This window comes from Psychrosphaera saromensis, from assembly GCF_002954545.1.
Taxonomy (GTDB): domain Bacteria; phylum Pseudomonadota; class Gammaproteobacteria; order Enterobacterales; family Alteromonadaceae; genus Psychrosphaera; species Psychrosphaera saromensis.
In genome coordinates, this window is sequence record NZ_MSCH01000003.1 from 220,660 (window position 1) to 247,595 (window position 26,936).

General features: G+C 38.1%; 26 protein-coding genes. 11 read left to right on the forward strand and 15 right to left on the reverse strand.

Annotated elements, in window-relative coordinates; genetic code table 11:
* Positions 1-190: 190 nt before the first annotated feature.
* From BTO11_RS00955 to pepB, 9 genes are all read right to left on the reverse strand, one after another.
* Positions 191-466, reverse strand: a complete 276-nt coding sequence (locus BTO11_RS00955; protein WP_105050822.1) for a DUF3325 family protein — start codon at positions 464-466, stop codon at positions 191-193.
* A complete protein-coding gene (locus BTO11_RS00960; RefSeq protein ID WP_105050823.1) occupies positions 460-2,019 on the reverse strand; it encodes a PepSY-associated TM helix domain-containing protein in 1,560 nt (519 codons plus the stop codon). Before BTO11_RS00960 ends, BTO11_RS00955 begins: the two co-directional genes overlap by 7 nt.
* 7 nt (positions 2,020-2,026) lie before the next feature.
* Positions 2,027-2,311, reverse strand: coding sequence for a hypothetical protein (locus BTO11_RS00965; protein WP_105050824.1), 285 nt, complete (start codon positions 2,309-2,311; stop codon positions 2,027-2,029).
* A gap of 24 nt (positions 2,312-2,335) precedes the next feature.
* Positions 2,336-4,738, reverse strand: coding sequence for a TonB-dependent receptor (locus tag BTO11_RS00970; RefSeq protein WP_105050825.1), 2,403 nt, complete (start codon positions 4,736-4,738; stop codon positions 2,336-2,338).
* A 265-nt stretch (positions 4,739-5,003) separates the two neighbouring features.
* Positions 5,004-6,428 carry a DUF945 family protein gene (locus BTO11_RS00975; RefSeq protein ID WP_105050826.1) on the reverse strand — a complete coding sequence of 475 codons (1,425 nt, stop codon included), beginning with the start codon at positions 6,426-6,428 and terminating at the stop codon, positions 5,004-5,006.
* A 105-nt stretch (positions 6,429-6,533) separates the two neighbouring features.
* Entirely contained in the window at positions 6,534-7,937 is a 1,404-nt protein-coding gene (locus BTO11_RS00980) for an SNIPE associated domain-containing protein (RefSeq protein ID WP_229793378.1), read from the reverse strand.
* A 108-nt stretch (positions 7,938-8,045) separates the two neighbouring features.
* Positions 8,046-8,441: a type II toxin-antitoxin system YafO family toxin gene (locus BTO11_RS00985; protein ID WP_105050828.1), complete on the reverse strand. Its 396-nt coding sequence runs from the start codon at positions 8,439-8,441 to the stop codon at positions 8,046-8,048.
* Positions 8,441-8,728, reverse strand: a complete 288-nt coding sequence (gene yafN, locus BTO11_RS00990; RefSeq protein WP_105050829.1) for a type I toxin-antitoxin system antitoxin YafN — start codon at positions 8,726-8,728, stop codon at positions 8,441-8,443. The genes BTO11_RS00985 and yafN overlap by 1 nt, the downstream gene beginning before the upstream one ends.
* Positions 8,729-8,940: 212 nt before the next feature.
* Positions 8,941-10,230 carry an aminopeptidase PepB gene (gene pepB, locus BTO11_RS00995; RefSeq protein ID WP_105050830.1) on the reverse strand — a complete coding sequence of 430 codons (1,290 nt, stop codon included), beginning with the start codon at positions 10,228-10,230 and terminating at the stop codon, positions 8,941-8,943.
* A gap of 219 nt (positions 10,231-10,449) precedes the next feature.
* Between pepB and BTO11_RS01000 the strand changes: the two genes are divergently transcribed.
* The 8 genes from BTO11_RS01000 (at position 10,450) to panC (ending at position 17,671) form a co-directional block, all read left to right on the forward strand.
* Positions 10,450-11,391 (forward strand): DUF808 domain-containing protein, encoded by a 942-nt coding sequence (locus tag BTO11_RS01000; protein ID WP_105050831.1) that lies wholly within the window; start codon positions 10,450-10,452, stop codon positions 11,389-11,391.
* Positions 11,392-11,444: 53 nt separating this feature from the next.
* Positions 11,445-12,224 (forward strand): DNA/RNA nuclease SfsA, encoded by a 780-nt coding sequence (gene sfsA / locus BTO11_RS01005; RefSeq protein ID WP_105050832.1) that lies wholly within the window; start codon positions 11,445-11,447, stop codon positions 12,222-12,224.
* A 152-nt stretch (positions 12,225-12,376) separates the two neighbouring features.
* Complete coding sequence (gene dksA, locus BTO11_RS01010) at positions 12,377-12,817, forward strand: RNA polymerase-binding protein DksA (protein WP_105050833.1); 441 nt, start codon at positions 12,377-12,379, stop codon at positions 12,815-12,817.
* A 59-nt stretch (positions 12,818-12,876) separates the two neighbouring features.
* The gene (gene gluQRS / locus BTO11_RS01015) at positions 12,877-13,824 is read left to right on the forward strand and encodes a tRNA glutamyl-Q(34) synthetase GluQRS (RefSeq protein WP_229793379.1); all 948 of its coding nucleotides are present in this window, start codon (positions 12,877-12,879) and stop codon (positions 13,822-13,824) included.
* Positions 13,825-14,085: 261 nt separating this feature from the next.
* Complete coding sequence (gene pcnB / locus BTO11_RS01020) at positions 14,086-15,468, forward strand: polynucleotide adenylyltransferase PcnB (RefSeq protein WP_181135945.1); 1,383 nt, start codon at positions 14,086-14,088, stop codon at positions 15,466-15,468.
* Between the two features lie 2 nt (positions 15,469-15,470).
* The gene (folK, locus tag BTO11_RS01025) at positions 15,471-15,953 is read left to right on the forward strand and encodes a 2-amino-4-hydroxy-6-hydroxymethyldihydropteridine diphosphokinase (RefSeq protein ID WP_105050834.1); all 483 of its coding nucleotides are present in this window, start codon (positions 15,471-15,473) and stop codon (positions 15,951-15,953) included.
* 57 nt (positions 15,954-16,010) lie between these two features.
* Positions 16,011-16,805 carry a 3-methyl-2-oxobutanoate hydroxymethyltransferase gene (gene panB / locus BTO11_RS01030; RefSeq protein ID WP_105050835.1) on the forward strand — a complete coding sequence of 265 codons (795 nt, stop codon included), beginning with the start codon at positions 16,011-16,013 and terminating at the stop codon, positions 16,803-16,805.
* Positions 16,806-16,816: 11 nt separating this feature from the next.
* Entirely contained in the window at positions 16,817-17,671 is an 855-nt protein-coding gene (gene panC / locus BTO11_RS01035; protein ID WP_105050836.1) for a pantoate--beta-alanine ligase, read from the forward strand.
* A gap of 125 nt (positions 17,672-17,796) precedes the next feature.
* Here the strand turns inward: panC and panP are convergent, their stop codons facing one another.
* The 3 genes from panP to typA form a co-directional block, all read right to left on the reverse strand.
* Positions 17,797-19,443 carry a pyridoxal-dependent aspartate 1-decarboxylase PanP gene (gene panP, locus BTO11_RS01040; RefSeq protein WP_105050837.1) on the reverse strand — a complete coding sequence of 549 codons (1,647 nt, stop codon included), beginning with the start codon at positions 19,441-19,443 and terminating at the stop codon, positions 17,797-17,799.
* A gap of 131 nt (positions 19,444-19,574) precedes the next feature.
* A complete protein-coding gene (locus tag BTO11_RS01045; protein ID WP_105050838.1) occupies positions 19,575-20,135 on the reverse strand; it encodes a DUF6942 family protein in 561 nt (186 codons plus the stop codon).
* Positions 20,136-20,266: 131 nt separating this feature from the next.
* Positions 20,267-22,108, reverse strand: coding sequence for a translational GTPase TypA (gene typA, locus BTO11_RS01050; RefSeq protein WP_105050839.1), 1,842 nt, complete (start codon positions 22,106-22,108; stop codon positions 20,267-20,269).
* A 297-nt stretch (positions 22,109-22,405) separates the two neighbouring features.
* On the opposite strand from typA, the gene BTO11_RS01055 reads away from it, so the two are divergent.
* The 3 genes from BTO11_RS01055 (at position 22,406) to BTO11_RS01065 (ending at position 24,364) form a co-directional block, all read left to right on the forward strand.
* Positions 22,406-23,290, forward strand: a complete 885-nt coding sequence (locus tag BTO11_RS01055) for a sensor domain-containing diguanylate cyclase (protein WP_105050840.1) — start codon at positions 22,406-22,408, stop codon at positions 23,288-23,290.
* Positions 23,291-23,441: 151 nt separating this feature from the next.
* The gene (locus tag BTO11_RS01060; RefSeq protein WP_105050841.1) at positions 23,442-23,924 is read left to right on the forward strand and encodes a chemotaxis protein CheX; all 483 of its coding nucleotides are present in this window, start codon (positions 23,442-23,444) and stop codon (positions 23,922-23,924) included.
* A gap of 17 nt (positions 23,925-23,941) precedes the next feature.
* On the forward strand, positions 23,942-24,364 hold the full coding sequence (locus BTO11_RS01065) for a secondary thiamine-phosphate synthase enzyme YjbQ (RefSeq protein WP_105050842.1): 423 nt from the start codon (positions 23,942-23,944) through the stop codon (positions 24,362-24,364).
* Here BTO11_RS01065 and BTO11_RS01070 read toward each other — a convergent pair.
* The 3 genes from BTO11_RS01070 to BTO11_RS01080 form a co-directional block, all read right to left on the reverse strand.
* On the reverse strand, positions 24,361-25,308 hold the full coding sequence (locus BTO11_RS01070) for a D-2-hydroxyacid dehydrogenase (protein ID WP_229793380.1): 948 nt from the start codon (positions 25,306-25,308) through the stop codon (positions 24,361-24,363). The two genes, BTO11_RS01065 and BTO11_RS01070, sit on opposite strands and share 4 nt — an antisense overlap.
* Positions 25,309-25,344: 36 nt before the next feature.
* A complete protein-coding gene (locus BTO11_RS01075; protein WP_181135810.1) occupies positions 25,345-26,124 on the reverse strand; it encodes a substrate-binding periplasmic protein in 780 nt (259 codons plus the stop codon).
* Between the two features lie 117 nt (positions 26,125-26,241).
* A complete protein-coding gene (locus tag BTO11_RS01080) occupies positions 26,242-26,886 on the reverse strand; it encodes a YitT family protein (protein WP_105050844.1) in 645 nt (214 codons plus the stop codon).
* Positions 26,887-26,936 lie beyond the last annotated feature (50 nt).

Below are 26,936 nucleotides of genomic sequence, written 5' to 3' on the forward strand. Positions count from 1 at the left end.
TGTTAATGTGCTAGTAGCCACATCTTCAAACTGATCAAGTTACCATAAGTTTAATTAGAAAAATGATTATACAACAGTGACATATTGTCGCACCTACGGTCATAAAATGAGCACGTAACGTAATAACTGATCACTAAATAAGTAAGGATAGGGTGATTTGTTCAATGAAATAAAGACTAAGCGATAATATTTATCTAGAAGACGTTTTACCTGCAAAAAGCCAAGTATACAAGCCAATTAGGAGTGCAATATTAAACGACAAATAAGCCAGCCAATATACAATTTCTACACCGCTTAATTGCAGCATTAGTAAAGTTGAAATTGCTATTCCACTCCAGCCAATTGTTTTAAATGTGTACCGCGCTTTTTTTGTTAACCTGGTGTTAAAAACAACTTTGAAATGTTTATCCATGCTTAACAATAAACAAGGCAAGGCAAACATCTGCAAAACAATACTTATTAACATGACTTGGCCTCAACCTTTAAATAATTAACCGACGTTCTTACTTTTAACCAAAGCGCTGTTTTTAATAAAATGACGCCAATAATAAACATAGCGACAGTCACGCCAAGGTAAGTAACATTAGTCTGGATTATCGCATTAACGAGCCATTGACTATTTTGCATAACATCAACAAACGGCAGTAAAATACATCCCACAGCAGATACAAGTAATTGCTCAAACCATGCTTTATTGGCAGGACGTAACAATGCATGAATTAAGCATATTAACCAGGTCCATAAGAACACATGAACTTCTAGATTGGCCCGGTTTGCTATTTCAATGGGCAATAATCTACTGGCTAGAAAAAATGCAGTGGTTGCCACCAACAAACCGGCAATTCCCGAGATATTTAGCCGTTCAACAATAAAGTAACCCAAGTGAAAACCCTGGTGTTTTTCTTTGCGTTTTTTTAACCAAATAATAAGACCAGTGGCGATTAATGCACTGGATAACAAACCAAGCAGAAACAGCAACCAACGCAAACCGGTGTCGGCAAAGTGTCCTTCATGTAAACCAAAGAACACTCGTCTCACCTCTGTTGCTGTACTGGCTGGTTGATAGCCTTCAAGCGCTTCACCAGTGTGAGAAGAAAACACCAAACGTTCAGACTGGCGAGACAAGGTGTTGTCTTTTACTCGGTCGACTATAATACGGCCGTTTTGACTAAACGGTTGTTCAAATGTAATACGACGAATTTGATCTTCACCAGCCCACGTTTGTTGTACTTGCTGCTGAACAACAGCAAAGTCTTTTAGTGGTGATGGCATCTCAGATACAGCGTTTGAAGATGACTCTATGGAAGGCAAATTAGGGGCTAAATGAGGAGCTAAGTTAGGGGCTAGCTGCCTAATTAACGCTCGCTCTCCACCAGCATAATAATTGGCGCTAAACGGCATATACATAATGTTGTAGATCATAATGCCGCTGGTGCAGATCATAATACAAAAAGGAATTGTGGTGACGCCAGCTAACGCATGAAAGTCGGTTAACGCTTTACCTACTTTATTGAAACGTAAGGTAAAGAAATCTCGGAAAAATCGCCTGTGAGTAAAAATGCCACTAAACACAGCTATCAGCATAAACATTGCTGCGAGACCTGAAATATAACGACCACCATAACCCCGTAATTCCAATGTGTAATGGAAAACTCTAAAAAAGTTTCCACCAGCAGATTCACGCGGTGTAACAACTTGGCCTTCGTCAGGCCCTAAACTAAGATTCTGCCTATCTCGGCCTTTACTCCATTGGATAGACCAATGTTCGGTTCTTTTATCTGGTAAATTAATACGCCAGCGATCTGAGTCTGTACCTTCTTTATGTAATACATCCAGTGAGCGGTTTACCATATTTTGCGTTGATGAAACTTGAACTAATTCGGGTTTCATCCACTGAGTAATTTCTGGGTTAAAGTAACTTAACGTGCCGGTTAAAAATATCGTAAACAGCAACCATCCAATAACGAGCCCTGAGTACGTGTGTAACCAGATCATCGACTTTCTAAAGTCAGGCTTCATTCTTTTCCTACCATTTCACGACTAACATGTAATAAATAACGCCAAACAAACAGAGACTTAACAATATATCTCGCCATAATAGCCAAGCACTTTTACGACAAAAACAGGCGATTATCACAATAAAGTAAACGACATAACTTAACATTGACGCGGACATTACCGCTTCATTTAGCTCGCAAACTTTCCCCCAAACAAGCAGTTGAGCAAATGCAAAACTGAATGCAACAGACAAAGCATAGCCGCCAATGACGGCGGCTATAACACGAGAGAACACATCTAACTTGTGTTTCATTTTACAATTCAAAATTGTGTAATGTTAAAAGCTATAGGTAGCGGTTAATTTTGCGTTACGGCTTTCACCCGGTAAACCACCTAAGTACATAGCTTTGCTGTAATAAGTTTCATCCGTTAAGTTGCGTAAGTTAAGTTGGATATTCCACTCTTCACCTACATAACTAACTGCGCCACCTAAAACGGTATAAGCTTCAACAATTGCGTAGTCAACACCAAATGCAGACGCTGCAATAGAACGCTCACCTTCATGCGTTACACCAAGGCTAAATTTAATTGGACTTGGTAAAGCTTCAAACTTATAGCTATAACTTGTCCATAAACTAGCAAGGTTTTCTGCAAGACCTTTAGTTACTTCTTCATCCTGGCTAGCTGCGTAGCTGCCTGGAAGAGTTGCCGGTGTTTGGTATGTTGCATTAAAGTTCATTGTCCATTGGTCGTTAAACGCTAAGTTTAAATCAACTTCAACACCTTCTGTTTGGTCTTTCTCGTCGTAGTAATACTCAGTCACATCAAAGTTATCTACATCATCATAAAGAGGATTTGAGTAGCGTAAGTTAGTACGACTTGTTTGGAAGAACACAACAGAGGCAAGTAAGTCTTCTTCAAATGCGGTAAAACGTGCACCTAAATCAAAAGACTCAGACTCTGAATCTGGGCGGTTGTCGTCTTCACTTAAACTACCTAATACGCTGTATGCGGTTCTGCCTTTTGATGCATTTAAAAATGTGCTTAACTGCTCAATTGGTTGGTAATTTAAACCTAGGTTGTAAGTAAAACCACTGTCATCCGCATCTAATTCAGGGTTGCTGTCTGAAGTTTGGTTTTGATATGTTTGACTGATACTACTGTATGCGCCACCAACACGAGCGGTTAGTTCATCTGTAATATAAACCACTTCTTGTAAGCTTAAGCCCCACGCTGTGGCTGACTTATCATATTTACTTCTTAGTGAAGGGTTATAATCTTCAAAAGTACCTGTAGGCCAGTTAGGATTACGGATATCTAAAATATAAGGAACTGCATCACTTCTAGTATCGTCAGCATCCCAAATTGAATATTGTTGGTAATCCATTTCACGGTTTTCATAGTTGGCACTTATTAAATGCTCACCGCTTATATCGCCGAATGTCCATGCGTTAGACAAATCAGCAAAGTATTGCCAAGTTGTTTCATTTGCTTCAATACTACGATATTCCTGACGACGAGCTGCATAAGGATACAATACATCGTCAATCACTAAAGGTGCTCTAGGATTAACATTAGTAGTTTCACCACGTTCCGTGAAGATATAATTATTTGCTGATGTTTGACGAATGTAATCTGTTGAATAGCTTCGGTATTGTAATTGATGCGCTAATACCCAGTTATCTGTAATTTCAAGATCGTGACGAACTTTAAATCTAACTTCTTCACCTTGGTTTGGTGTAGAGATAGGTGAAATTAATGCAGTGTCACCTAACTCAATTGGCTGCCAACCGTCTGTACTACTTAAACTGTCAGCTAATTCTTCACGCTGAGCGTCAGTAAGTTGCAAGGCGTCTGCACTGATAGCAGTATCACCATTTGGTAAATCTGCTGCAGTAATACTTCCAGCTTCGGCATCAATTAGACTTAAATCAACTAAACGTACAGGATGCCCAACAGAATCAATTTGCACAGCATCATCAACATAAGCGGCAGAGAAAAGTAATGAATTACCACTAGAGATGTTATGACTTAAAGAAGCGTAAAACTCTGAGCGTTCTGAGCTTAATCCACGGTAACCGTCAGATGTTTCATAATTAGCAACAATTCTATAAGCCGTGTCTTTAGTTAAACCAGCCGTTGCATCAATCATTAAACCTTGGTTATTCCATTGCCCAGCAACTGCACGGATTTGATAAGCAGCTTCTTGTTGTGGTTTTTTCTCAATTAAATTGATAACACCACCAGCAGCACCCATACCATAAAGCCCTGTTGCAGGACCTTTTAATACTTCAATACTCTCAACATTGGTCATTGTACGTGTTGGGTTATAACTATTTTCTAAGTCAGCTCCGCCATACATACCATCGTAAGCATAATTAACACCTAAACCACGAATAGCTAGATTATCACCAACACCATAGTTATTACCTGCTTGGCTTAATCCACTTACATTACGTAAACTTTCTTGTAATGTTGCGCCAGACTGCTCTGTGAATAACAACTTGTCTACCACGACAATGGCTGCAGGCGTCTGCATTAAATTCATATTAGATTTAGTCGCAGTTCCAGAATCAACAATAAGTTTATTATGTTTGCTATATACGCTTATTTTTTCAATTTCACCGTCTTTAGTTACTTTTGTAGTGTCTTCGTTTGCATAAGTTAGAGGTGAAGTTGTTGCCATTAACATGGTTACAGCAGCTGAAATCGGCCATGTAGGTTTAAGCTTGAAACGCATTAGAGGATACCCTTATTAAATATGTGTGTTTTATATCTTTTCAATTTCGCGCAATGATAATGATTCTCATTTGTTTTTCAAGTTTTAAATCACTATATTTTAACTTGTGTATTAAGCCTGTAGGGTGATGCGGGATTATTATGAGTAAACTTAGTTGATAATTAGGTTGGTGAATGGCGTTATAAAAAAAGCCCGTATTTAAAAATACGAGCCTTTTTTAATCGCTAAAAATTGAAGCTAAACTTAAATCCCACTTAACATAAAGTTAGAAAAACAAAGGGATTTTTATACCATTTATATCTGCAACTTTGTCTTTAAGCGTAAATTCTGTGAAGTACTTTTCACCTTTAATTACTATAAAGCCTTGTCGCACTAGCATTTCCAGTATCGTAGAAATTTCCTGTTCAACCTGTCTGCTTATTTCCTCTCTAGATATATCTTGATTGATAACTTCAGAGTTATTCATAAGGCGTTGATTCATGGCGCTGTTCAAAAATAGATTTAAAACCTCAGCATCTAACTCAAGGCGACTATCCGCTATTAAATGACTGCCCCAAAAAGTCATATTATTAAGCTCAGTAGGTAATGTTCTTACATCAGAAATTTTACTATTTAATTGAAGGTCAAAGCTTCCTTCTGGAATAGTTCCGGACAGTTTAGTTATATTTAACTCTGGATCAGGCGCCAATAATAAAAGAAGATTATCTTCAACAAAACCATAGATTCGGTGAAGATTCATATCTTTATTTACTCCAGTTTTATCGTTAACAATGACATTGAGCCCATCAAAAAATTTGCTGTCCAAATTATTAAACTGAGTATTAAATTCAAAATCACTGGCTTGCCAATCATTAATACTTAACGCCTTAAATTGGTAATCCATGCCTGAGTTTAGAATTCTTGTCGTTTCATCTAAGTCCGACACTATCTCTGTTACAAGACCTTCAATAGATAAACTATATTGTTGACCTTTTACCGTAAATTCAGCCTGCGATGACTCTACCGATACAGTTAGTAGTGAATCGTAGAAAGACGTGTTAGCTAACAGTGCAAAGATATTACGCGGGACCTGGAGGTCTGCGACAAGATTAATAGCTTCACCGTTGAAATCAGCGCCATAGTAAGAAATATTATTTAGCTCACTGTGATGAACTAACTGATTGCCAACGGTCTCGCCCTGCCCCAAATAGCCAGTTAAGCTAATTCCGACACCCGATTTTGGAGCGTGAAATTCAAAGTTACTGATTTTTTCTTGATAAGACAAACCACCTAATACACCAACCTTCCCATCAAAGTAGTATAAAGGCGCGTCTTTTTCCCAGGTAAAATATTCTCTTAATGCTTCACCCGCCACTTCTAATTTTATATTAATTAAATTTAAGCCAGAGCCATTCACTAATCCGCTGTTAGTTGTAAAGTCGATGTCAAATTTCACAGTATTAAAATCGAAAGAGCTTCTTTCACCAATGAGATTCATTAACGCTTCTGGTGCTAGCTCAACCGCTATTTTTCCACGAGTAGAAAACCAGCCAGTTTGCATATCAGATAAGGAAGCTGAATAACCTGGAATATCATTTATTCCACCAACAACTGAGGTCAGTTGTTCTGCGGTTTTATAGGTAATGAGTTTAGCGGAGATAAGACCAAGTGCCGATAATACGATTGCACTTGATAGTATTAATTTTTTCATTCTGAATCCCTTCAAGACCCTGTATTTTTTTATTTTTCAGAGATTAACGTAAACAAGGTCGGTTTTATAGATTTGATTTAACTCTAACTTTTATTAATTCTGTAATTAAATCTCTTCTGGAAACTCAATAACCTGAGACATGGCTTCTTCCCTGTTAGCCCTTATTGCCCTTGATTCATTGTACTGTCGAGCTTCAGCGGTTATATAAAATTCAGCATCACCATGTTTGTCTTTAACTACTTTTTCAATTTCTAATAGTTCCACATCAAAAAACTCTTTGCGGCTATTAACTAAGTTTAATCTTCTATCATTAAATTCATTGTGAAGTGATTTCTCAAGATCTGGTGCATTTTCGGTGTATATCATTGCATGAACATCAAATAGGAAAGGTACACTAGCATCTCCTAATTCTTTAACTCTATCTAGCGGCTCTAACCTTCTAGTCATACCTATTTTATAAACATTTTCGCCAAATGAACCAACATTAGATATGACATAAACATGACCTGCCTTAGTTTGTTCTGCCATTGATTTGGCACGTTCTGACTTCTCATGAGCTTCAGCCAATTCATTGTGTAATTTAGCTATTTGTTCTTCTAATTTAGATAATTTATCGCCCGTAGATTTTTGCGCCTGTTTTGTAGCTTTATCTAATAAAGTCTGGAATTTCCCTTCTTCTTTAAGAGCCTCCTCCATGTCTTTTTCTAGCCTAGACTCTTCACGCATCTGTTGTCTAATTTCAGCTTGTTCTTCTTTTTCTTGCTGTCTTTTTTCATGATATTCATGCGTTAGTTTTAACTCACTTATCTTTAAATCTAAATACTCATCATTGATAAAAATCATATTAGATTCATTAAGTTTATTAATGGCGTCGAAAGCTTTATGAATGCGTTCAATCATTCGCTGAGCATTATTCCATTTTACTTTACCAATAGCTGCATCACATTCATTATTGAAAGCTCTAGCGGTCATTCTAATATTTCTATTAGTCATAGTTCGACCTTTCACTTTACTCCCTTCGACAGACCACTCGGTAGTACAAGTAATAGCAGCTTTATCTCCCACCATTATTTTTTGTTCAGCTTTAATCTCATTAATCTTTTCTTTATATATCTCTGAATGATCAAATGAGAAACTTGGTTTATAGAACCCTAAATCTGCTAATTCAATAGTTTCATCATAAATTGCCGCTTCAGCCATTAAGTTGTCAAAAATCTTCTTTTTTTGTTGATAGCTACTGCGTAAAGAATTTATATCGTTATTCTTTTTTGCTATTTCTTGATCAAGACTAGTAATTGTTTTTTCTCGATCGAAAACATCCGAATATTTGTCTTCAAATTCTTGCACTTTGTTTTGTAATTGAGATTTAACTTTGATTTCGGTAAGTAAATTAGACTTGAGTAATCCAATATTTTTCCGTAGACGAAAAACAATAATGGTAATTATGATTAAAAAAATTACAGCGAATATTAGTGCTAATTTATAGGTTGCAGGGTTTAACGAAAACATAACCATCCTTGATATTGTATTAATTACTTTATGTTAGAAGCTACTTGAAACATGTCAAAACATAAAGTGCTAAACCTAAAGTTAACGTACCTTATCTATTAATTCCTTCTAATATTTATCTCTAAAGAGTTTCGCCATTAGTCCTAATTTATACATTATATCTCGCGACCTAGCTTGCGCATGCCCGTCAGGAGACAAAATCGTCATCAGTAAATAATCAACGTCACTTGATGCACCTTGGCAGTAAACTAGGTGAATATCACTAGTTCTATGAAATTGAATTTTATGCAAAGGAAGAGGATTATCATCACTGCCCAAATGAATATGTTGAACATCTTCTGACTTAACTATTGGCATTGTATTAGGATGATCGTACGGAACGTCCCTACCAAAGTTGTAAGGCACAACGCCTGTACTTTTATAGGACTTAAAGTCCTTAACTAAAGACTCTAATTCATCCGTTGATAATACGCTCTGTATTAATCGACTTTTAAAAACTCGCATCACTCTTCAAAGTCACCTAACTCTTGCTCAGAAGCTGCAAGTAATTGCTCAGCACCTAAAGATGCAATAGTCGCTAAACGTGAACTTGATGGACGAAACTGAGACATTTGTGATTTAGACTCTAATAACATAACCATCTGCTCATAAAGCGCTGCACTTACCATATAACCGGCCGTTTTATTGTTAGACAATACAGCCACAGGCTCATCTATAAAATAATCTGTTGGTTTTTTTCTTAACTCTGAAACTGAGACCGTCTTTTCAGCCAATATCGATTGAATAGCCATACATCACCTCATATTTGAATACACACTTAAAACAACTTAATTATGTACCAAATTTTGTACTTTACAACTTAATTTTAGTTAAAGTCTTAAGTTGATTGATAAATTCATGAAGCTTCACATACAAAAAAGGCCAGAGACAATGTCACTGACCTTAGATAAGTTGTTAACCTATTAAATTGGAAGCTTATTTAATAAAGCGCCAATATTAACAATTAATCATCTAACAATATTCTTGCAATAGTACGTACGCCCATACCTGTTGCTCCGGCTGAGTATTTTCCATTGCCTGCAGGGTTGAATGCGCCTGCTAAGTCAAAGTGTAACCAGTTTTGACCTTCGTTAGACACAAAGCGTGATAAGAAGCCTGCTGCGTTTGAAGCTCCACCTTGACCACCACCTTTTTGTGCTCGGCTGTTTGCCGTATCTGCATACGGTGACGGACACGCTTTTTGATGGAATTTCTCTAATGGTAATGCCCACGCGCCTTCAAACTCTAATTCAGCAGCTTGTAAGCCTTGTGCAACAAATGGTTTGTCTAAACCAAATACCGCATTGTAATCACTACCAACCGCCATCATAGCGGCACCAGTTAGCGTCGCTGCGTTAATAACACGTTGTGCTTTTAACTCGCCTGCGTGTAATAAACCGTCTGCCAATACAACTCGGCCTTCTGCATCTGTATTTACAATCTCAACCGTTGTGCCATTTTTATAAGTTAAAATGTCACCTAGTTTATAAGCGTTACCGCCAATAAGGTTTTCTGCACAACATAAAATAAGTTTAACGCGTTTATTAAGACCACGAGAAATAGCTAATGCAAGTGCAGCGGTTACTGTTGCTGCTCCGCCCATATCGCATTTCATGCTCAACATGCCTTCGGACGCTTTAATCGAATAACCACCACTGTCGAAGGTTATGCCTTTACCAACTAGTGCTGTTGAAATTGGTGCATTTTTATCTTTCGTTGGATTGTAATCTAACGTCAACATCACTGGCGGATGAATACTAGCGCGGCCAACTGAATGCAGTCCAACCCAGCCATTTTCCAATAAGTCATCACCCATTACGATTTCGTGAGTCACGCAATCTGGCGCTAATTCTGTAATAAGGTTTATTGCGCTGTTAGCTAATGCTAATGGATACATATCTTGTGGAGATTGATTGGTAACATTTTTTGACCAATCAAACGCTAGTTTACGATTGTTTAATTCAGTCGTATCACCTTCAGCCCAAACAACCGTTTGGCCACCTTTGGCTGTTGTAAAACCAAGATAGAAACTCCATTGTTGTTCTATGTCCCACGCTTTCGTCAGTGCTACCGCATTAACACCTAAAGATTGAATTTGGCGAGCCGACGTTTGGATAGTTGATAATTGGGATTTGTAATCTGTATCCGTTAGATGAATTACCTGACCTTCGGCATTCATACTAATTGAATTATTTGTCCCCCATTGTGCTGGTGCAGCTTGTTTTGAAACGGTTACGTTTAGGATATCTGACATGGGTTACTCTCATCTGTTGATTAATTGCCTCTATAATAGAAAATTAATTGGCATTAGTCAGTTTATTCCTTGTTTTATCATTCAGATAGTTATTGAATTCTTGTACAAAAAAAGCGACATTCGCAAATTGAACGATTAAATAGCAAATAAAAACACTTAATCGCCCAATGATATGACGTCTCAATATAAATTTAATAATAGATCCAAAGGAAAATAACCATGGCTGGAGCAAGTTTTTTTGCATTGTTTGATGATATCGCCCTCATTTTAGATGACGTGGCTGCAATGACAAAAGTGGCAGCAAAGAAAACCGCTGGCGTATTGGGTGATGACTTAGCCGTTAATGCCGAGCAAGTCTCTGGCGTTAAAGCCAACAGAGAGTTGCCGGTTGTTTGGGCTGTAGCAAAAGGATCTTTTTTTAACAAAGCCTTGTTAGTGCCCGCCGCTATATTAATTAGTATTTTTGCTAACTGGTTAATTGTGCCGTTATTGATCATGGGTGGTTTGTTTTTGTCTTTTGAAGGCGCAGAAAAAATCATAGAAATGATGACTCATAAAACAAATAAAGCAGAAAAACATGAAGCTTTGGTGTCAGCTTTAAATGAGCCTGAAGTGGATATAGTCCAGTTTGAAAAAGACAAAATAAAAGGCGCAATAAGAACCGACTTTGTTTTATCCGCCGAGATAATCATTATTGCTCTTGGCACGGTTGCCAATAAAACGTTAATGGATCAAGTATTGGTATTGTCAGTAATCGCAATTGTAATGACCACTGGCGTTTACGGACTTGTTGCTCTTATTGTAAGAATGGATGATGTTGGTTTAGCTTGGCAGTCGCTAAAGCCGAGTAACTTATTTAACAAATTACGCAATAAAATAGGCTCAGGCTTATTAATGTTTGCACCAAGATTAATGCAAAGTTTAAGTTGGATTGGCTTGGTTGCTATGTTCTTGGTTGGTGGCGGCATGCTAACGCACAATATGGCTTGGTTGCATCATATCTCTGATTTTGTTTTGGGATTCTTACCCGTAGGCAGTAGCGTAACTCATACGATTGTTAGTGTTTTATTAGATGGTAGTTACGGTATTATTGCCGGCTTATTAGTAGCGGGTTTGTTACATCTGTTGGCACACATTTTACCTGCAAAAACAAAAGCGTAACGGTTATATGCAGAATTATTTTATGAGACACTATTTTATGAAAGGTGGCTTTTATGAAGCATAGCTCTGCACTTGAAAAAGGCACGTTAATAAAACGCTACAAGCGTTTTTTAGCCGATGTGGAAACCGAAAATGGTGACGTGATCACGATTCATTGCCCCAACACTGGGGCAATGACTGGATGTGCTGAGCCGGGTTATACCGTGTATTACAGTACTAGCGACAATCCAAAACGCAAATATCCAAATACCTTTGAGTTAGCTCAAAATCACTTGGGTCACTTTATTGGGATAAATACCACACGGGCAAATCATGTGGTGAAAGAAGCTATATTAAACCACGTAATTCCAAGTCTTAATGGTTACAGTGAGCTTAAGACCGAAGTAAAATACGGTAACGAGAATAGTCGAATTGACATATTACTCACGGACAATACGCTAGATGCCGTTTCTGTTAATAGTAGCTCTGTTAATACTAGCTCTGAGAATAACAGTGCCAAACCAGATTGTTATATAGAGGTGAAGTCGACCACTTTATTGTTAGATGAAGAAAGTGGTTTAGGGGCGTTTCCAGACGCAGTTACCACTCGTGGTCAGAAGCATATTCGAGAACTGGCTGAAATGATCCAACAAGGCCACCGAGCCGTATTAGTATTTTTAGTTCAACACTCGGGTATAGATTTTATGAAAGTGGCCGATAATGTTGATGCTAAATATGCTGATGAACTAAAAAAGGCATTTTTAGCCGGATTAGAAATAATTGTATTACACACACAAATCGATGTTGATGGTATTACGGCGAATAACACCAGTAAATTTCAGTGGTCACAGTAAGATTTATTTTGTCCATATTAAATAAATAAATTGCCCTGACCGCTATTATTTGCTATAGATAGCGCCGTTTTTTAAAGCAGTGACACCACTGGTTGCTGGATAAAAATACTTAAAATGCGCTAACCAGTTGAATTATCAGGAGAAAACAACGCATGGCAGATAAAAAATCATTAGGATTGCTAGCCTTAGCAGGCGTTGAGCCGTATGTTGAGAAGAAAAATGAAGAGTATATGTCTGATGAACAGTACATTCATTTTGGTAAAATTTTAGACGCTTGGCGTACTCAGTTACGCGAAGAAGTTGACCGTACTTTGTCTCATATGCAAGACGAAGCAGCAAACTTCCCAGATCCAGTAGACCGTGCTTCGCAAGAAGAAGAGTTTGCATTGGAATTACGTACTCGAGATCGTGAACGTAAGTTGATTAAGAAAATCGAAAAAACACTTGGATTGATTAAATCTGGTGATTTTGGTTTTTGTAAGACTTGTGGAATAGAAATTGGTATTCGTCGCCTAGAAGCACGTCCTACCGCAGACCAATGTATCGATTGTAAAACATTGTCTGAAATTAAAGAGAAACAACTAGGTGGTTAAGGCTTAAGCCTTAACCCTTTTTCCCTTTAGTGTTTATCCATTTTAGTGAAGCCTCACTTGTGAATCCGTTTCACCTGCAAAAACAATTTCAAGCTGACAATTCCCAATACCGTGGGCGTTTTGCGCCATCTCCCTCAGGGCCTTTACATTTTGGTTCTTTAGTTGCCGCCCTTGGTAGCTTTTTACATGCCAAATCACAAAGTGGCTTATGGTTTGTCCGGATTGAAGATATAGACAAACCAAGAGAGCAAGTCGGTTCTGTTGATGACATTTTAGATGCTCTTGTCAGCTTTGGTATGATTTGGGATCAAGACCTGCAAACGCCGGATGATAACAATTATCGTGGCTGCGCTGTTCAGTCCAAGCGTTTAGCTCGTTACCAACAAATTTTTGTACAATTACAACAGCAAGAACTCTTGTATACTTGTTATTGTACCCGTAAAGACATCAAGCAAATGGGTGGCAATTATCTTGGCCATTGCCGTGATAAACAACACCAATTTGACGGTCATGCGGTACGGATAAAACAAACACCAGGTAAAGCTGAGTTTGTCGATTTACTGCATGGCAAAGTGACCGTGGATGATCATTTAATTAACGAAGACTATATCGTTAAGCGTTCCGATGGCTTGTTTGCTTATCAGCTCGTTGTCGTTGTCGATGACATAGATCAAGGCATTACTAACGTAGTAAGAGGTGCCGATATCATGGAATTAACGCCTCGGCAGATAAGTTTATTTAATTTATTTGAAATTACGCCGCCAGCCTATTTGCATTTACCTTTGATAATAAATGAAAATCGGCAGAAGCTAAGTAAACAAAATAAAGCGTCGGCCATTAACTGTAATAATCCAAAGCCTGAACTGCTTAAAGCCTTAAGCTGTTTGGGGTTACCTATTAATGAAGAATCGTTATTAGGCTCTGCTACCGTGGCAGAAATTATTGATTGGGCAATACAAAACTGGGATATGAACAAGGTTCCAGCTCAATTAGATATATTGATTTAACGGCAGAATACACAAATAAAAAATTAAAGATGTTTGATTCATCGTTAACTTATTTATATTTACAGCTTATTGCTGTAAAATGCGCCGCTTTCGTAGCCATCGCTACATGCGTCTAATCATAATTAATAAAATTGGGTAAATCTCTTAGTGGTATTTAAAAAAGTAATATCTTGGTTTAGTAAAAGTAAGCCTGAAGCAGCGGCTACAACTCCAAGCAAGTCAAAGGCACCGACAAAAAATTATGTTGCTCGAACTCCTCGAGTGATCGAGGGCGCCACGACAATTCCACGTAGCGAACATCCTGTGTCCAGAAAGGACATAAGTCCAAGTGCGCTTAAAGTTTTATATCGTCTAAAAGACAATGGTTATGAAGCTTACTTAGTTGGCGGCTGTATCCGAGACATTTTATTAGGCTTAGAGCCAAAAGATTTTGATGTTGTTACCAACGCCACACCAGAACAAGTTAAACGTTGTTTTAACAACTGTCGTTTGATTGGCCGACGTTTCCGTTTGGCGCATATCATGTTTGGTAGAGAGATCATTGAAGTTGCAACGTTCCGTGGTCATCACGAAGCAGAAGCCGAACCTGAAGAAAACGAAACAAAAGAAGAATTAGCTAAAAAAGTTTCTCGTCAAAGCGACGAGGGACAATTACTACGTGACAATGTATTTGGTTCAATGAATGAAGATGCGGAACGTCGTGACTTTACCATTAATGCCTTGTACTACGACATCAGAGACTTTTCTATTTACGACTTTGCTAATGGCATGGCCGATATCGAAAAAGGCTTAATTGACTTAATTGGCGATCCTGAAACTCGTTATCGTGAAGATCCAGTGCGTATGTTACGCGCAGTTCGTTTTTCTAATAAATTACGCATGCAAATTGCAGAACGTACCGAAAAACCAATTTTTGAACTGGCTCACTTATTACAAAATATCCCACCGGCACGTTTGTTTGATGAATCATTAAAACTAATGTTAGCGGGCAAAGCACAGGTAAATTATCAGTCGTTAAGAGAATATGGTTTATTCCGTTATTTCTACCCTGCTGTTGATAAAGAGCTAACTGGTAATTTAGATGATAAAGAAGAACGCTTATTGTCTACTATGTTTTCAGCTACCGATGCGCGCATAAACTCTGGTAAGTCAGTTTCTCCAGCTTATATTTTAGCGGCAATGTTCTGGTATCCGTTGGAAGCTATTGCAACCTCTCTAGAACAAGAAGGTGGTTTACATCCATACGATGCATTCCAAGTTGCGACTAATGACGTACTACAACAAGCTGTGCAGACTATCGCGATTCCAAAGCGTTTTACCGCTGCAGCTCGTGAGATTTGGACTTTCCAACATAGATTAACCAAAATCACTGGCAAACGTCCGTCAGTGTTAATTGAAAATCCAAGATTTAGAGCCGCTTATGACTTCTTAGTATTACGTGCTGAAGTTGAAGGTGGCGAGTTAGTTGAATTAGCCCAGTGGTGGACGGATTACCAAAAGTCAGATGAAGGTAAAAAACACGCCTACTCTAGCCCTAAAGATAAGCCGAACTTTCAATCGACAAATTCAAACTCAACGTATCCGAAGAAAAAACGTAAACCGCGCCAATATGATAAGCCTAAGGCCAAAAACCAAGGAAGCTAAACATGAGTGAATTGGTTTATATTGGCTTAGGGGCTAATTTACAATCTCCTTTGGCAACAATTCAGTTAGCGATAGAAGAGTTAACGTTTTTACCTAGTTCTGAATTTATTGGGGCGTCTAAAATATACAGCAGTAAGCCTATGGGACCTGCTGATCAACCCGACTACGTTAACGCCGTAGCGCTAATTCGAACGGAATTAACCGCTCACGAGTTATTTATCCATACTTGCGCCATAGAAGATAAACATGGCAGAACGCGAGTAGGTGAGCATTGGGGGCCTCGTACGTTAGACTTAGATATTCTATTGTTTGGTCAACACAACATAAATGACGAAACCTTAATTGTCCCTCATTATGGTTTACAGCAACGTGAGTTTGTTATTTACCCTTTATTGGACATTACCCCAACTCTTGTTCTACCTTGTGGGACATCAGTTTCATCATTAACGAATAACATTCCGTTAAATGGTATGACAGCAATTTAAAGCACATATAAAATCACGCATTTAAAATAATCGTTAGGCATATTACAAAGGTTTATCATGGCAAAGATCACAACTTCAACGTTATTAAAGATGAAACAAAACGGCGAGAAAATCGCAGCGTTAACCGCTTACGACGCTAGTTTTGCTCAATTATTTGATGCCCAAGGTGTTCATGTTTTATTGATTGGTGACTCAATGGGGATGGTTTTACATGGTGCTGACAGCACATTAAGTGTGACCAATGAACAAATTGCTTACCACACTCGCTGTGTACGAGCTGGCGCGGCCAATTCGTTAGTTATCGCAGACATGCCATTTATGACTTACTACAGCGCGGATAAAACCTTAGAAAATGCTCATGAATTAATGGCCGCTGGTGCCAACATGATCAAAATGGAAGGTGGTGACTGGTTATACGACAGCATTACTAAGCTGACACAAAACGGTATTCCAGTGTGTGGTCATTTAGGTTTAACCCCGCAGTCAGTTAATGTATTTGGTGGTTTTAAAGTACAAGGTCGTGATGATCTAAAAGCATTAGAAATGATTGAACACGCAAAAGGCTTAGAAGCTGCCGGCGCACAGTTATTGGTATTGGAATGTGTTCCAACCGATTTAGCTAAAGCAATAACCGACGCTATTTCAATTCCAACCATTGGTATTGGTGCAGGTAACCAAACTGATGGACAAATCTTAGTTATGCACGACATGTTTGGTATTAGCTCAGGTTATATTCCTAAATTTTCAAAAAACTACATCGCGTTAACGGGCAACATGCGTGAAGCAGTAGATTTATATGTATCTGAAGTACAATCTGGTGAATTCCCAGATGAATCTCGTTCTTTTAATTAAGGGTTATTGCATTGTTAGTCTTCAATCAACTTTCCGAATTACGTCAATGGCGTAAAGAATTAGCATTACAAGGTAAGTCATTAGCGTTTGTACCAACCATGGGCAACCTACATGAAGGGCATATTAAATTAGTTGAAGAAGCTCATAAATATGCCGACGTTGTGATCACGTCTATATTTGTTAACCCAATGCAATTTGGCCAAAACGAAGATTTAGACGCTTATCCACGCACATTTACAGCGGATTGCGACAAACTAAAAGCCGTCAATAATCACGCTGTTTTTTATCCTAACGCCAAAGAAGTGTACCCAAATGGCTTAGACGCTCAAACCTATGTTGAAGTACCAGATACTGCTCATAGCTTGTGTGGTGAAGCAACCCAAAGGCCTGGTCACTTTCGTGGCGTGTCTACCGTAGTAACTAAGTTATTTAACTTGGTTCAGCCTGACGTTGCGGTCTTTGGCGAAAAAGATTATCAACAATTACGCCTGATAAAAACTATGGTTGCGGATCTGAACATGCCTATTGAAATAATTGGCGTTGAAACGGTAAGAGAAGAAAGTGGTTTAGCAAAAAGCTCACGTAATGGTTATTTAACTGCACAAGAGAAAACTTTAGCGCCTGCGTTAAATCAAGCTCTGAACTTAGTAAAACAAGCTGTGCTAAACGGTTCATCTGATATCGACGCATTAGAAAAATTGGCAACTGAATTCATAGATGAAGCAGGATTAAAAACCGATTACGTTCTGGTTCGTGAAGCGACGACTATGGAACCAATTGCGGATAGCCATAAAGAGATTGTTATTTTAGCGGCTGCTTATTTAGGTAAAGCACGCTTATTAGATAATGTCTCTTTCAAACGTTAACTCAGTTAATTGTTAATCTGGTATCGACAATGTCCAAGATTGAAATACTAATGTCTCGTCCTAAAATACAAAAAAACCAACTTTTATAAGTTGGCTTTTTGTTTGTTTTATTAATGAACGTGTACTTATTGGCTAAGAACTTTCTTTAAAATAGCCGGTAAACTGCGCCAGCTTTCTTTAGCAATTTCTCTTTGCTCATCCAAAATATCTTTTAATATTTCTTTTGTCGTTAAAGGGTTAGCCAATACCGTTCTAAATACCGTAATGGTTTTTCCGTCATAACGTTTCGGCGTTAAACGTGTTCTTGAAACGAACGATTTACCAGACTCACGCTGTTTCTTTTGAATAAAACGCGTTAAGTCATTTAGTAGATCGTTGATGATAACTTTTTCTTCTTTCCCACACATCGCCATAAAATCTTGTACTGCTTTAGGCACATAACGATAGGTTAAAATACATAACTCAGGGTGCGTGATCAGCTCAAAGTCATCATCTTGTTGGATTAGTTCGGCAAAATAGTTGGCGTTGTCTATGCTGCGATCTATCAACATTTCGTAACCTTTGCGTCCCATTACTTTTAAGCACGCATAAACTAACATCGACATACCTGGGCGACTGCCCTCCAGCGTATGTGAACCTAAATCTTTGGAGCCTTTACGTAATATATACTCAGCATGATGCTCAATGACGTCGGTCGCATGTGGGTCTTTAAATAACACCATGCCTGCTCCCATAGGCACATACATTTGTTTATGAGCGTCTATGGTAATAGAGTCGGCTCTTTCTATGCCAGCAAGCTTAGAGCGTTGATTAGCGGATAATAACGTCGCTCCGCCCCATGCTGCATCCACATGAAAGTGAATATTATGTAATTCTGCTAAGTCAGCCATGGCAACGAGAGGATCTATGCTGCCAGTTTCTGTGGTACCAGCCACACCAACCAGCGCCATAATGCCTACGTTTTGTTGTTTTAATTCTTTAATAGTTTCAGCAAGTAAGTCGATTCGGATTTTATTATCGTCATCCGTCGGTACAGTCACTATATCTTGACGACCAATACCAAGAATATCCGCTGATTTACTTAACGAATAATGACCACGCTCAGATACTAATACGACAACACGTTCGTAACCGTAATGCTTCATTGCGCGGAATAAGCCTTCTTTGCCGACACCTTTAAAGTCACCATCTGGTCCCAAAACGGTATTACGTGCAATCCACAATGCCGTTATATTGGCCACCGTGCCACCTGAACAAAACGCACCCAGTGAATGATTTGCACTGTGCATATAATGCTCATAATAGCCGTCATTATTCTCACGCGTTTCGCCATAAGCGATGCGATGCATCATACCGATAACTTGTCGTTCCAATGGCGTGAATGCTTTGGAGGTTTCTATTTTTACTAGGTTTTGGTTTAAACCCACCATCAATTTAGACAGAGGTAGTAAAAAGTATGGAAGCGCAGAGGTCATATGACCAATAAAGCTCGGAGACGAAGTGTGTACTGACTGAGCAACTAATTTATGCAGTAATTCATCAGCAATGTCTGAGACAAACTGAGGATTTTCTGGCATAGCCGAATCTAGAAAGTCTTTTTCAATTTCTGATAGAGGTTTTTCGACTGCAACAATATGATCACGCAAAAAACCATCTAGGTTTTGCGATACTTCTTGTTCAATCAGCGACAGCGTTGAATCTGGATCTTCAGGTATTGTGAAGATCCGATATAAATTTTCTTCTGTTGCCGCAGCAATTCGTTTGTCAGACATAGCTAAATTCAGCCGATTTAAGTTGCCAGTACTTTACTGTAACTGACGGAAAATGTCTTCACTTTATAGTAGGTAAACTTGCTTTTTAATGTGATATTTAACTTATTTAGCTTAATTAAAAACTTAGTAAGCTATAACGGTAAAGTCTCAACATCTAGTTTAGATTTAAGGATATTGATGACAACATCAAGCATTTCGTTATTAAGTTGTCGCCAATCAAAATAAGGAGTGACAAGGCATTGATGTGGTTCAGACCATTTTAATTTATCGAATTTTTGATGCGATATTAATGGTAATACATCTAATTGGCTTTGCGCATAACTAAAACCACAGACAATAGAAACGGTTTTGTGTTTGGCTAAGTCTAATTGACTACGCGTGTCGACTAATGACGAAAAACAAATATATTCAAAGCCCTGCTCTGTTAACAGCTTTGTATCTCGGTACTCTTGCCATGTTTTACATCCTGTATCAAATAACGCAAAAGATATTTTAGCCAAAATTGAAAACACTTTACGCCAATGATTACCCGTTTGTTGAATAATACTAGCAGCTTCTGATACTTGTAACGGGCGATTAATATCTTCTTCGCCATTAATTGCGGCAAAGCCATCAACGGGCGGTCGATTTGCAATATGTAATATCACAGTTGGTGAATCACTTCCGATACCAATTAGATTATTTTTGGACATGTTACTCCCCGCTACTAACTATTCATGCTCTTTATTCCACAGCAATTGCATTCATCTTCTAGCTAAATTTACTGTTATTACAGATATAAAAAAACCGAGCTTAGCTCGGTTTTTTTGATTAAGTCTATCGATTAAATATCGTTAGGCTTAGGACGTGAATGACGCTTACGTTCGTTTTCAGTAAGGAATTTCTTACGGATACGAATGCTTTCTGGTGTAACTTCTACTAATTCGTCATCATCGATGAATTCTAAAGCTTGTTCCAATGTCATTACGATATGTGGAGTTAGCGTTTGAGCTTCATCTGTACCAGATGAACGTACGTTAGTTAATTGCTTACCTTTAAGTACGTTAACTGTTAAGTCGTTATCACGGCTATGGATACCAACAACTTGACCTTCATAGATGTCAGTTGCGTGTCCAATCATCATACGACCACGAGATTGTAAGTTAAAGATTGCATTTGTTAATGCTTTACCCGTTGCGTTTGCAACTAATACACCATTCAAACGTTGACCAATTACGCCACCTTTGAAAGCTCCGTACTCTACGAATGTGTGATAAATCAAACCAGAACCAGACGTTAATGTCATGAATTCAGTTTGGAAACCAATTAAACCACGGCTAGGCATCATGAAGTCCATACGAATACGGCCTTTTCCATCTGGAGCCATGTCAGTAAGCTCCGCTTTACGGATACCCATTTTTTCCATGATAGAACCCTGATGTTGTTCTTCAACATCAATGGTTACTGCTTCATATGGTTCTTGTTTTTCGCCATCAACTTCACGCATGATAACTTCAGGACGAGAAACCGCTAATTCAAAACCTTCACGACGCATGTTTTCAATTAATATGCCTAGGTGTAATTCACCACGACCAGAAACTTTAAACTTATCTGGATCGTCAAGTTGTTCAACACGTAATGCAACATTATGAACTAATTCTTTGTCCAAACGTTCTTTGATGTTACGTGAAGTTACAAATTTACCTTCTTGACCAGCAAATGGAGAAGTGTTTACTTGGAACGTCATTGTTACTGTTGGTTCATCAACAGATAATAACGGTAAACCTTCAACTTGAGATGGATCACAAATAGTGTCAGAGATTTTTAATTCGCCAACACCAGTAATAGCAATAATATCGCCTGCGTGTGCGCCTTCAGCTTCGTAACGGTCAAGACCTAAGTAACCAAATACTTTACCTACTTTAGCATTATGAACCGTACCAGCAGCAGTTTGAATTGTTACTTGTTGGTTTGGTTTAACTGTACCACGTGTAACACGACCAATACCGATAACACCTAAGTATGAGCTGTAATCTAGTTGAGAGATCTGCATTTGTAATGGACCATCAATGTCCGCAGCCGGAGGTGGTACTTGGTCGATAATGGTTTCAAACAATGGAGTCATGTCTGTACCAGTTTCGCCTTCTTCATGAGAAGCCCAACCGTTTAATGCTGAAGCATAAACCACTTTAAAGTCTAATTGTTCGTCAGTTGCGCCAAGGTTGTCAAACAAGTCAAATACTTGATCCATAACCCAATCAGGACGAGAACCAGGCTTGTCGATTTTGTTGATAACTAGAATTGGTTTAAGACCTTGTGCAAATGCTTTTTGTGTTACAAAGCGAGTTTGCGGCATTGGACCTTCTTGCGCATCAACAATCAATAGTACTGAGTCAACCATTGACATAACACGTTCAACTTCGCCACCGAAGTCAGCATGTCCTGGAGTATCTACGATGTTTACACGGTAGTCTTTCCAGTCAATCGCTGTATTTTTAGCTAGGATTGTAATCCCACGTTCTTTCTCAATATCGTTTGAGTCCATAACGCGTTCTTCGGCACCACCACGAGTCTCTAATGTTCCAGACTGTGCTAATAGTTTGTCAACAAGGGTAGTTTTACCGTGGTCAACGTGAGCAATGATAGCAATATTGCGTAAGTGAGCAGCATCAGCTGGTTTGTTCATTTTAATTCTCTCAAATTCATTTTTTGGGGGTACACGTAGCGCAATTTACTATATAAAAGCCAAAACCTCTGGACCATTAAATGTTATCTACTACATTAAAATTTTCGCGCATTATACACGAATAATAAAATAGTGGGTAAAAAAAGAATCAGGTTGAGGCAGCTTATTTTGCTATTGCCACTAACAATGAGTAATTCGTTGAATTTATTGAGGAAGATTATTTAACATTTACGGTTGTTTTTCACTCTAAGATGAATAGACTAAACATCGGTTAAAATTTAGCTAGTTCGGTGTTGTATGGAAAAAAATGCCTTTTATAAAGAAGTATTCTCAACTGTGTTGGGATACAGCCTCGACCTGTTTGCTTATATAGATATTAACTATAAATATCTATATGTCAGTAATAGCTATGCTCATTTTTATGGATTTAAACCTGATGAGTTGATTCAGCAAAGCCCTAAAAAGGTTTTTGATGGTAGTACTTATAAAGAAGTGATCAGCCCGTATTTAAGTCAATGTGTTAATGGTAAAAAACCAGTTAACTTCGAATCTTGGATCACTACCAACAAGTTAGAACAACCTCATTTCTTATATATGTCTTATCTGCCCCACGTTTCACAAGAAACCGGGAAAGTGGTTGGCATTATCGTTATCGCCAAAGACGTCACTGAATTTAAACGAGCAGAAAGTATATTGTCGGTCTCGGCCAATACCGACCCTTTAACCGACATCCCAAACCGCCTTTATTTAGAAAGAAAATTGGAATCATTAACCACGGAGAATAGTCGTTCTTCTGATAGATTTGCACTTTTGTTCTGTGACTTAGATGGATTTAAAAATGTAAACGATTCTCACGGCCATGCCGTTGGTGACAAAGTCTTGTACCAGGTGGCGAAACGGCTCAACAAACATATTCGCAACGAAGATATTATTGCTCGTTATGGTGGCGATGAGTTTGTTATCTTAATTTCTCCACTGACTGACGATAATGTTATTTCTGTTATCAAAGAAAAAATAGACCGCTCTATTTCTCAACCTTTCGATGTGGCTGGCATAAAAATACACATAGGGGTTAGTATTGGTGTGTCTATCTACCCTGATGAATCTAGTGATGTATTAGAACTGATTGACCAAGCTGACCGAAGAATGTACAAAATGAAAAATAACAAACCTCAAATGTAGCGTTTTTCTTACTAATATATTGGATTACATCCAAATTAATGAGATCAAATTAACTAAAAACATTGTTATTAATCACATATCGTTCTAAGTTTAGCGTAGGCAAATAAAATCATTCTCTAAATTCATCAACTAAAAGTAAATATAACCCCATATGAACGTAAAATTTATAAACCCATTTTTAGCATCGTTAATGAATGTACTTGAAACTATGGCCATGACTACGTTAGTGCCTGGTAAACCATCATTGAAAAAAGAACAAATAGCCAAAGGTGATGTATCCGGCTTAATGGGCATGGTTGGCCCTCAAACTAAAGGCTCATTATCTATTACCTTTGAAGAGTCACTTGCCTTTTCTATTATGGAAAAAATGCTAGGTGAACGCCCTGACTCTATTAATGAAGATGTAACGGATATGGTTGGTGAAATAACTAATATGGTTACTGGTGGCGCTAAGAATATTCTATCCGATAATGGTTACGAATTTGACATGGCAACGCCTATGGTTGTTTCAGGTAAAGGTCATACCATAAACCATAAATGTGAAGCATCTACATTGATCATTCCTTTTGACTCAGAAAACGGCAAAGCATTTATCGAAGTATCGTTTGATGTACTTGAGGCAGATGACGAATAAAGGTTAGAGCAATATTTATGTCTAACTGGCAAAAACAAATACATTTAAAACCGCGTTCACGCGGTTTTCATTTAATAGATTCGGATATTTTAAACCAATTACCGCAACTACAAAGCTGTGAAATTGGCATACTAAATCTATTTATCCAACATACCTCAGCCTCATTAACCATAAACGAAAATGCAGATCCCACCGTAAGAATTGATATGGAGTCTCATTTTAATAAATTTGTGCCTGAAAACGCACCATACTACCTTCATGATTATGAAGGTAGCGATGATATGCCCGCCCATATTAAAGCATCCGTAATAGGCAGTTCAGTCAGTATCCCAGTGAATAATGGCAGCTTATTATTAGGAATGTGGCAGGGAGTTTATTTGGGTGAACATAGAGATCACGCAAGCAGCCGAACTATTGTAGCTACGTATATCGGTAGCTAAGGCTGTAAAAAATGTTGTTTGATGTTGTCACTGACTTGATTCAATAAACGCTGACGGGCTTCTATACTCGCCCATGCAATGTGTGGAGTAATGATTAGGTTATCTAACTGAGTTAACATTATATGTTCTTCTGGAGGTGGCTCTACGCTAACAACGTCTAATGCCGCCCCAGCGATTATATTTTTCTGCAATGCTTGAATTAAATCCGCCTCATTAATTATCCCGCCTCTTGCAGTATTAATGATGACAGCAGTGTCTTTCATTAATTCCAATTCTGTTTTACTGATCAAATCAGTAGTTTCTGCGGTTAATGGACAATGGAGACTAATCACATCTGAGTGTTTAATTACATCATCAAAACTCGTTCGACCTTGTCTTAAAACACTCGCATTTTTATGCTCTGCAATAAGCACTTTCATATCAAAGGCTAATGCTATTTTCTCTACTGATTTCGCTAAGGTGCCATACCCTATTAAACCTAATGTTCTGCCAGTGACTTCAGTTATTGGAAAATCCAGCAAACAAAACGATTTACTCTGACTCCAAGCCCCTTGTGCAACACGCTCACGGTATTTACTGGTGTTATTAAGTAACTCCAGCATTAAACTGATCACTAGCTGAGCGACTGAATTACCCGCATAGTTTTTTACATTTTTGACCGTTATACCATGACTCTTCGCAGCAACTAAATCAACGTTATTCATGCCAGTCGCTGCTACACATATCAGTTTCAACTCTGGTAGTTGAGACAATGTCTGAGCGTCTAACTGCACTTTATTAGTTATGATCACCTGTGCGTCTGCGCAGCGTTGCAATACTTCATCTGATGACGAATAGGAATGCATTTGCCAGTCTATTGGTAATGCATTTAATGGTTCAAGATTGATATCTTGACCAAATGTAGCTACATCTAAAAATACGCCAGTTAGCTTTTTCGTCATCATTTTCTATTTAATTACCTGGAAGGTGAGTCGGGGAAGTTAATATTCAATTGCAGGGAGTATGTAGCTTTGCTTAATTAAAGTACGCTGACTTGCTAACTTATCTAGTGCGCTTTGGTAAGCCTGGATCACATCATCAGAAGTGTCTACGTTAAACGCTATATAATTATCAATTTCATTCACTTTCCATACCTGTTCATATTGACTTGTATCTATACTTAAACGATTGGTTAAGTGTTGAAAGCTATGCACTGATACCACCATCATCTCAACACGGCCTGATTGCAGCATGATGAATGAGCGTTCCAAATCATCTACTTTGGCTATATTAAAATCTGGAAAGCCAATTTGGCGAAGTGAGATTTCTGAAATATCACCTTTAATTGCGGATACTTTGTAATTTAACACATCCGCTAAATTGGTGAATTTTAGATTAGACGATTTTTTTGCCACTAAGATATGTACCGACTTAAACAAAGGGCCAACCCACTTAAATAAAGGTTCACGAGCGGGAGTTTTAGCCATTGTAAACAAGGCGGTGTTTGGAGTTTTTAAAGTGTTTCGGTAAGCGCGAGTCCAAGGCAGAACGGTTATACCTTGCTCTGGTAATTTTAACTCACTCCATACCAACTTTAACGAATCCACTGTAATACCAACTAATTCATTATTACTCATATAGTTAGCCGGAGGGAATATTTCGGTGTAAAACGTGATTGGGGTTAGTTTACTCAAATCTAAATTAGACTTGGTGACTGCCATAACTGTATTTGAAAAAGCAAATAACGACAGAGATAAACAAAGGTAAATAAACTTTTTCATAAACATTGTTAACCTATAGTGTGCTTTTATTAAACTAAAATTTTAACTAGCCCGATTATCAAGGATTTTGTAGTTTATTCAAGCTAATACCTACATTATTGGTTAAATTAGCGTCATTTATTTGGAGAATAGTCTAAAACGTTTAAATCTCGACTTTAATCGGTCGGTTTTTGGTTGTAACTGACTAATTGGTGCTTTTTTATGATATCGGCCAATAACGGAAGTTAATACTAACGAAGCAATGACTGAATATAAAACCTGCTCAACCGAATAAACTTGAAACGCTATGGTCAGAATTATCATATCAATGATAAAGATCACTTTTCCGGTATGAATACCATAATGCTTTTCTAAATACAGAGCTAAAATATTTACACCACCAAGAGAGGCGCCATTTCGGAAAACGAGTAATAGGCCAATGCCCATTAAACCACCGGCAATAATCGCAGCTAACCATAGTGGAATAACATCAATAACGATCATAGAAGATAAGGCGTCTGACAAAACGGAAACTAATGCGATGGAGACGATACTTTTAAAGGTAAATGATTTGCCCATTTGTTTAAGCGCAATAACAAAAAACGGTAGGTTAATTAAGAAGAACCAAGTACCAAGACTTATCTCGTACAGGTTATTTGTGATAGCCGCCAGGCCACCGGTTCCGCCAATTAGCAAGCTGCTTGATTGTAAAAAGAAAAAACCTAAAGCGACTAAGAAACAACCTTCAATTATCGCGTACCATTCAAATGCAATTTTTTTCATTTTTACCTCAATATATTTGGCCTGCAGTATATGTTTTTACCCGTTTGATT

What these genes read in the sequence shown, in the direction of transcription:
- BTO11_RS00955 (WP_105050822.1), bottom strand. Translation starts at nt 466, where the DNA reads ATGTTAATAAGTATTGTTTTGCAGATGTTTGCCTTGCCTTGTTTATTG.
- BTO11_RS00960 (WP_105050823.1), bottom strand. Translation starts at nt 2,019, where the DNA reads ATGAAGCCTGACTTTAGAAAGTCGATGATCTGGTTACACACGTACTCA.
- BTO11_RS00965 (WP_105050824.1), bottom strand. Translation starts at nt 2,311, where the DNA reads ATGAAACACAAGTTAGATGTGTTCTCTCGTGTTATAGCCGCCGTCATT.
- BTO11_RS00970 (WP_105050825.1), bottom strand. Translation starts at nt 4,738, where the DNA reads ATGCGTTTCAAGCTTAAACCTACATGGCCGATTTCAGCTGCTGTAACC.
- BTO11_RS00975 (WP_105050826.1), bottom strand. Translation starts at nt 6,428, where the DNA reads ATGAAAAAATTAATACTATCAAGTGCAATCGTATTATCGGCACTTGGT.
- BTO11_RS00980 (WP_229793378.1), bottom strand. Translation starts at nt 7,937, where the DNA reads ATGTTTTCGTTAAACCCTGCAACCTATAAATTAGCACTAATATTCGCT.
- BTO11_RS00985 (WP_105050828.1), bottom strand. Translation starts at nt 8,441, where the DNA reads ATGCGAGTTTTTAAAAGTCGATTAATACAGAGCGTATTATCAACGGAT.
- yafN (WP_105050829.1), bottom strand. Translation starts at nt 8,728, where the DNA reads ATGGCTATTCAATCGATATTGGCTGAAAAGACGGTCTCAGTTTCAGAG.
- pepB (WP_105050830.1), bottom strand. Translation starts at nt 10,230, where the DNA reads ATGTCAGATATCCTAAACGTAACCGTTTCAAAACAAGCTGCACCAGCA.
- BTO11_RS01000 (WP_105050831.1), top strand. Translation starts at nt 10,450, where the DNA reads ATGGCTGGAGCAAGTTTTTTTGCATTGTTTGATGATATCGCCCTCATT.
- sfsA (WP_105050832.1), top strand. Translation starts at nt 11,445, where the DNA reads ATGAAGCATAGCTCTGCACTTGAAAAAGGCACGTTAATAAAACGCTAC.
- dksA (WP_105050833.1), top strand. Translation starts at nt 12,377, where the DNA reads ATGGCAGATAAAAAATCATTAGGATTGCTAGCCTTAGCAGGCGTTGAG.
- folK (WP_105050834.1), top strand. Translation starts at nt 15,471, where the DNA reads ATGAGTGAATTGGTTTATATTGGCTTAGGGGCTAATTTACAATCTCCT.
- panB (WP_105050835.1), top strand. Translation starts at nt 16,011, where the DNA reads ATGGCAAAGATCACAACTTCAACGTTATTAAAGATGAAACAAAACGGC.
- panP (WP_105050837.1), bottom strand. Translation starts at nt 19,443, where the DNA reads ATGTCTGACAAACGAATTGCTGCGGCAACAGAAGAAAATTTATATCGG.
- BTO11_RS01045 (WP_105050838.1), bottom strand. Translation starts at nt 20,135, where the DNA reads ATGTCCAAAAATAATCTAATTGGTATCGGAAGTGATTCACCAACTGTG.
- typA (WP_105050839.1), bottom strand. Translation starts at nt 22,108, where the DNA reads ATGAACAAACCAGCTGATGCTGCTCACTTACGCAATATTGCTATCATT.
- BTO11_RS01055 (WP_105050840.1), top strand. Translation starts at nt 22,406, where the DNA reads ATGGAAAAAAATGCCTTTTATAAAGAAGTATTCTCAACTGTGTTGGGA.
- BTO11_RS01060 (WP_105050841.1), top strand. Translation starts at nt 23,442, where the DNA reads ATGAACGTAAAATTTATAAACCCATTTTTAGCATCGTTAATGAATGTA.
- BTO11_RS01065 (WP_105050842.1), top strand. Translation starts at nt 23,942, where the DNA reads ATGTCTAACTGGCAAAAACAAATACATTTAAAACCGCGTTCACGCGGT.
- BTO11_RS01070 (WP_229793380.1), bottom strand. Translation starts at nt 25,308, where the DNA reads ATGATGACGAAAAAGCTAACTGGCGTATTTTTAGATGTAGCTACATTT.
- BTO11_RS01075 (WP_181135810.1), bottom strand. Translation starts at nt 26,124, where the DNA reads ATGAAAAAGTTTATTTACCTTTGTTTATCTCTGTCGTTATTTGCTTTT.
- BTO11_RS01080 (WP_105050844.1), bottom strand. Translation starts at nt 26,886, where the DNA reads ATGAAAAAAATTGCATTTGAATGGTACGCGATAATTGAAGGTTGTTTC.